The organism is Nocardioides sp. (assembly GCF_050246775.1).
In the GTDB taxonomy this organism is placed as follows: Bacteria; Actinomycetota; Actinomycetes; order Propionibacteriales; family Nocardioidaceae; genus Nocardioides.
The window spans coordinates 93,118-98,990 of record NZ_JBFWVK010000008.1; the positions used below are offsets into that span (position 1 = coordinate 93,118).

A 5,873-nucleotide genomic window follows, 5' to 3' on the forward strand; every position below is an offset into this window, starting at 1 on the left:
GTCCCAAAGCGACCGGGTCGAGGTCCTCGCCGTCACCGACGCCGTACCGGCCGGCCAGGTGATCGAGGAGGGCGACGTACGACCGGTCGAGGTGGCCGGTGTCGCCGGCGCGATCCCGGCCACCGACATCGACTCGGTGGTCGGCAAGCGAGCCGCGGCCGGTCTCGTCGAGGGCCAGGTCCTCACCGACGCCGCGCTGACCGACGAGCTGGTCCCCGGCGAAGACGAGCGCGTCGTCGCGATCGCGCTGCCGAACGGACGCGTACCCGGCGGCCTGTCCGCCGGCGACGTCGTGACGGTCATCGTGGTGCCCGTCGAAGGTGCCGAGGGCTCCAGCGAGCAACTCCAGGCGCCTGCGGTGCTGTCACAGGCCGCGTCCGTGCAGGCGGTGGGAGACACCCCTGAGGGCGGGCGCGTGGTCACGGTGCTCGTCGACGCCGGCGAGGCCGAGCAGGTCGCGGCCTACAGCGCCGCAGGTCAGGTCACGATCATCCAGGCGCCGCTCTCCAGCAGCGACACGGCGGGGGAGTGAGGACTGCATGCTGTTCGCAATCTGCGCCGACCGTGGTGCTCCCGGGGCGACCACGGCCGCTCTCGCGCTGGCGGCCGCCCGAGGCCTGCCGGCCGTGGTCGTCGAGGCAGACCCCTACGGCGGTGACCTCGCGCTGCGAATCCGCCGCGACGGCAACCCTCTGCCCACGACCCCGACCGTGCTCAGCGTCAGCGCCGGCCGATCGGGTCAGGGTCGGGCGTCGGGACCGCGCACCTCGCTCGCCGGGCCTGGGGGCGCGTCGGAGCGACGTCACCGCGACCTGTGGCGCGACGGATCGCACGAGATGTCCGAACATGTGCGCATCGTCCCGGGGTTCATGGCCGCCGAGCACGGCACGTCGATGGCCTGGCCGGTGCTGGCCAGTGCGCTCGAAGCGCAGTCGGTGCCGGTCTTCGCCGACCTCGGCCGCATCCACACCGGCTCGCCGTCGCTGGCCGTCGCGGCCGCCGCCGACGCGCTGATCCCGGTGTGCCGCAGCGACATGGCCTCGGTCCAGCACATGGTCGATCGGCTCGAGCTCCTCGTGCCGGCGATCGCCGACCGCAACGGCCGTCCCCCAATCGTGCTGCCGGTGGTCATCGCGCCCCGCCAGCACGGCGGCGCCATCGCCAACAGCGTCGCGGAGATCCTCGGCGAGACCGCAGTCGGGCCCACCCTGCGCGGGGTCAGCTGGCTGGCCTGGGACCCGGGCGCGGTCGCACACCTCGAGAACGGCGCCGACCCCTGGGCCAAGCCGCTGCGCAAATCGCCGCTGATGAAGTCGGCCCGCAAGGTGATGTGGATGGTCGGCCTGGCCACCGGGCTCTCGCACGCCGACCCGTCCGCCAAGAGCGGCGACAAGATCGGTGCGCGTCGTCGACGTCGGGACGAGCAGGAGACTCAGGACCAGCCGCAGTCCTGGGCGTCACCCTACGCACCCCACGACGCGCCAGTTCCCGTCGACGCACCTCGCGAGGGTCAGCAGAACGCGGCCACCCCGACGGCTACGCAGCCTCTCGGTGCGCCGCCTGCCTGGAGACCGACCCGCAGTGCCCAGACACCGGACACCCCGACCGGCAGCGGCGAGCAGAACGGCCAGCAGAACGGCCACCTGAACGGCCAGGCCCACAGCCAGGCCGACCAAGCCGACAGCCAGGGCGCCGGTGTCGGCCGCTGGGAGACCGCAGCACGACAGGAGCGCCGCTGATGGAGCGATCCGAAGCACCCAGCCTCGACCACGCGCTGCTGCGCCGGCTCCAGGTTCGCGTCGGTGACCTGCTCGAGGAGGACCTCTCCGAGCGCCGGCGCCGTCACCAGCCGCCGCTGTCGGACGAGGACACTGACGCCTTCAAGGCCGAGCTGGCCCACCGCGTCGTTGACGAGCACGCCCGGTCCCAGGCCGAGGGCGGGCTCGGCCAGATGTCGTGGGAGGACACCCAGGACCTGGTCAACGCCCTCAAGAACCGGCTCTACGGCGCCGGGTCGCTGGAGGCGCTGCTGCGTGACGAGCGGATCGAGGAGATCGACGTCAACGGTTGGCAGAACGTCTTCGTCGACTACACCAACGGTGTTAGGGCCAAGGTCGCGCCGGTGTTCGCCTCCAACGAGGAGCTCATCGAGACCATCCAGACCCTCGCCGCCCACGAGGGCCTCTCGGGCCGCAGCTTCGACTCGGCCAACCCGCACGTGAACTTCCGTCTCGGCTCGGCGCGCGTCCAGGCCGTGATGGCCGTCAGCACCGCCCCGGTCATCGCGATCCGCTTGCACCACCGCCACATGCGGTACACGCTCAAGGACCTGGTGGCCAACGGCACCATCGACCAGCCGTTGGCCGACTTCTTCGCGGCGGCGGTCCGAGCGAAGAAGAACCTCATGATCGGCGGCGAGACCAGCTCCGGGAAGACCGTGCTGCTGCGCGCCCTGGCCGCCGAGATCGGTCCCGAGGAACGGCTCATCACCATCGAACGGGCCCTCGAGCTGGGCCTGGAGGACGACGTCGACGCCCACCCCGACACTGTGGTGATGGAGGAGCGGCTGGCCAACGCCGAGGGCGAAGGTGCCGTGCCCATGCGAGAGCTGGTCACCATCTCCAAGCGCATGCGACCCGACCGGGTCATCGTCGGCGAGGTCCTGGGTGATGAGGCCCTGGTGATGCTCAACGCGATGATGCAGGGCAACGACGGCAGCCTGTCCACGATCCACGCCAACAGCTCCGAGGGCATCGTGGAGAACATCATCGCCTACGCGGTGCAGGCCCCCGAGCGGCTCCCGCGCGCAGCGACGGTCAGCATGATCGCCAACGGCCTGGACTTCCTCGTCTTCGCGCGCCGCTACCGCGGCGAGGGCGCCCAGCGCCGGGTCGTGCACTCGGTACGCGAGATCGTCGGCTACGACGAGCACGGGTTGAAGACCAACGAGATCTTCCGTCCCGGCCCGGACGGGATGGCAGTGCGGGACGAGCCGGTTGCCATCAACTGCATCGAGGCGCTGCGCGAGGTCGGCTACCGCGACGTCGGCGACCCCGACCCGGGGCGGTGGGTCTGACATGGTCGCGCTTCTCGGGGTCGCGCTGGCCCTCGGCCTGCTCGGCATCGCACGCCTGATCCGAGGCCTTCCGCTGCTCCCCACCCTCCGAACGGGGGAGAGGGTGCGCAGCACGTCCAGCCGGCTCTCGGCCCACGAGCAGCGGACGCTGATCGCCGGTGGGGCGGTCGGCCTCATGGTGGTGCTGGTGAGCCGCAACCTGGTGTTCGGTGTCATCGCCGGCGCCGCGGTGGTGCTGTGGCCGATGGTGGTCGGCGGCGGGAGGGCCGAACGTGCCGACCTCGCCAAGCTGGAGGCGCTGGCCCAGTGGACCGAGGCGCTGCGCGACCTGGCCCAGAAGGGCTCCGGCCTGGAGTCGGTCATCCCCCGCACGGTCGACACCGCCTCCGACGTCCTCGTGGGCCCGTTGCGGTTGATGTCGCGACGGCTCAGCGTCAAGGTCCCGCTGCCCGAGGCGCTGAGCCTGTTCGCCGACGAGGTCGACGACGCCAGCGCCGACACCGTCGTCGCGGCCCTCGCGCTGTCGGCCCGCCAGCGCCGCGGCCGGCTCTCCGACGTCCTGGGCGCGCTCTCGGAGGCGCTGCGCGACGAGCTCGAGCAGCGAACCAAGATCATGCGCGAGCGCAACATGATCCGCCGCGAGGCCGCCCAGGTCGCCGCACTGACCGCGGTGCTGGTCATCGGCGCCAACCTCTTCGCGCCCCCCAGCCTCCCCAACGAGGCCGACAGCGCCGCCCAGGTCCTGCCGCTGCTCCTCGCTGTCGCGTTCGTGTTCGTGTTCAGCCGGGTCCGCAAGCTCGCGGAGCCGGAGATCCAGCCGCGGTTCCTGTCCTCCTCCACCGAGGTGCTCGAGGCCGCCACCTACCGGCCCAAGACACGGCCGGGCGCCCGCGCAGCGCTCGTCGAGGAGGGGACCCGATGAACCACGCAACCACCGGCGTCATCGTCCTCGGCGCGCTGCTGGCGCTGGGGCTGCTGCAGCTGCGCTGGCTGCTGTTCCCGCCGGCCCCGGACCTGGTCGCCGAGATCGACCACTGGCGCCGCGGCCGCGAGCGCGCCACCGAACGCGCCGACTCGCCTCAGCAACTCTCGCCCATCGGTCGCATCGCCCGCTGGGTCGTCGACCTGCTGCGGACGCACCGCCCCGACTTCCTCGACAACCTTGCCCCCGACCTGGCCATCACCCAGCGTGACTTGCAGTCCTGGCTCACCCGCGTCACCGGCCTCGCTCTCGGCTTCGGCCTGGCCCCCATCGTGCTGGTCCTGGCCCGCCGTCTGCGCGGCGACGACGTCACCGTGCAGTGGGCGCCGATCGTCGGTGCGCTCCTGGCCGTAGCGGCGGTGGTGCTCTCGATCAGGGATCTGCGCAACCAGGCAGCCAGCGCCCGCGAGGAGTACACCCAGGCGCTCTCGATCTACCTCGACCTCGTCGCCATGAGCATGGAAGCCGGCCAAGGGCACGCCCAGGCCCTGCCGGCCGCCTCCCAGATCGGCACCCGGCGAGTCTTCGACGAGATCCGCACCGCCATCGACCTGGCACCCTCGCGCGGCATCACCGCCTGGGAAGCGCTCGGGCAGCTGGGGGAGCGGTACCGCATCGCCGAGCTGGTCAGCCTGCGCTCGAGCATCGAGCTGGCCCAAGACGACGGCGCACGGGTCAAGGCCTCGTTGATCGCCCGAGCCAAGACGATGCGCTCCTCGCGGCTGGCCGGCGCGGTCGAGCGCGCCAACAAGGCCACCGAGTCCATGCGCCAGCTGACCCTCGTGGCCGCGATGCTCGCCTCGGTCTACATCGCCGCGCCCTACATCCTCGCTCTCCGATCCGCAGCGGGAGCCCCATGACCACACCCAGAAGTCCAGCCGAACCCGGCACCTGCCTGGTAGCGGTCATCCCCCCACATGCACCACACGATCCTCGAGGAGGAGTCCAGATGTTCAAGTTGTTCCGAGTTCTCAACGTCCTGATGCTGACCCTGATGCTGCGTATGAAGGGCTCCGCCACAGCCTTCATCCACCAGCCCCGCAAGCGCGACGAGCGTGGCGCGAGCGCGGTCGAGTGGCTCGTCATCCTCGGCGCCGGCATCGCGATCGCCTACTTCGCCGGCGACTCGGTCATGGCATTCGCCAAGTCCCTCGTCGGCGACCTCGGCAAGTAGCCCGACCCACCCACCAACCCGCGACCCGCGTCAGGGACCACCAGGCACACGCCGGTAGCCCTCACCGCCACCCGAGAGGAGGTGCGACCCGCATGAACACCCCAAAGCAACGGCGCGTCCGCCGCACTCTCCTCGAGCCCCGCCCTTGGCGCCGCCGCGGCGAGCGGGGCGCCGCTGGCGTGGAGTTCCTGATCGTGGCGACGGTGCTGATCTTCCTGTTCACCACCCTGGTGCAGTACGGCATCAGGTTCCACGCCCAGCGCGTCGCCGAGGCCGCAGCGCGAGAGGGCGCGGTCGCGGCTGCCCGCTTCGACGGCACCGAGGGCGCCGGCAGCAGCACCGCCAAGGAGTACGTCGACGACGACGGCAAGCCAGCGGTCACCGGCTCGAGCGTGTCGGTCAGCCGCTCGCCGACCGAGGCCCGGGTGACCGTGACGGTCGACGTCGTCACCCTGGCGCCGTGGCTGGGTGGCTCGATCACCTCCACCGCGACGGCACCCGTGGAGAGGTTCGTCGAACCCTCCCGTGAGTTCACGATTTCTGAAGGGTCCGACGGTGGGAACTGACGGCGACCTGGGCGGGAAGTCCAGAGTAGATGGCCTGGGTTCGCGAACCCGGGACCAATTCCTTCTCTCGACGAG

7 protein-coding genes are annotated in these 5,873 nt (G+C 71.3%); all 7 read left to right on the forward strand.

The features are described 5' to 3' along the window. The coding region (locus tag AB7I40_RS22680; protein ID WP_428347494.1) for an SAF domain-containing protein at positions 1-532 on the forward strand (532 nt) is incomplete at its 5' end. A 7-nt stretch (positions 533-539) separates the two neighbouring features. After that, entirely contained in the window at positions 540-1,739 is a 1,200-nt protein-coding gene (locus tag AB7I40_RS22685) for a hypothetical protein (RefSeq protein ID WP_428347493.1), read from the forward strand. After that, complete coding sequence (locus AB7I40_RS22690) at positions 1,739-3,076, forward strand: CpaF family protein (protein WP_428347492.1); 1,338 nt, start codon at positions 1,739-1,741, stop codon at positions 3,074-3,076. Before AB7I40_RS22685 ends, AB7I40_RS22690 begins: the two co-directional genes overlap by 1 nt. A gap of 1 nt (position 3,077) precedes the next feature. Then, positions 3,078-3,998, forward strand: a complete 921-nt coding sequence (locus tag AB7I40_RS22695; protein ID WP_428347491.1) for a type II secretion system F family protein — start codon at positions 3,078-3,080, stop codon at positions 3,996-3,998. Further along, entirely contained in the window at positions 3,995-4,918 is a 924-nt protein-coding gene (locus AB7I40_RS22700; RefSeq protein WP_428347490.1) for a hypothetical protein, read from the forward strand. Before AB7I40_RS22695 ends, AB7I40_RS22700 begins: the two co-directional genes overlap by 4 nt. Positions 4,919-5,007: 89 nt before the next feature. After that, complete coding sequence (locus tag AB7I40_RS22705; protein ID WP_428347489.1) at positions 5,008-5,232, forward strand: hypothetical protein; 225 nt, start codon at positions 5,008-5,010, stop codon at positions 5,230-5,232. 92 nt (positions 5,233-5,324) lie between these two features. Then, on the forward strand, positions 5,325-5,798 hold the full coding sequence (locus AB7I40_RS22710; protein WP_428347488.1) for a TadE/TadG family type IV pilus assembly protein: 474 nt from the start codon (positions 5,325-5,327) through the stop codon (positions 5,796-5,798). Positions 5,799-5,873: the final 75 nt, after the last annotated feature.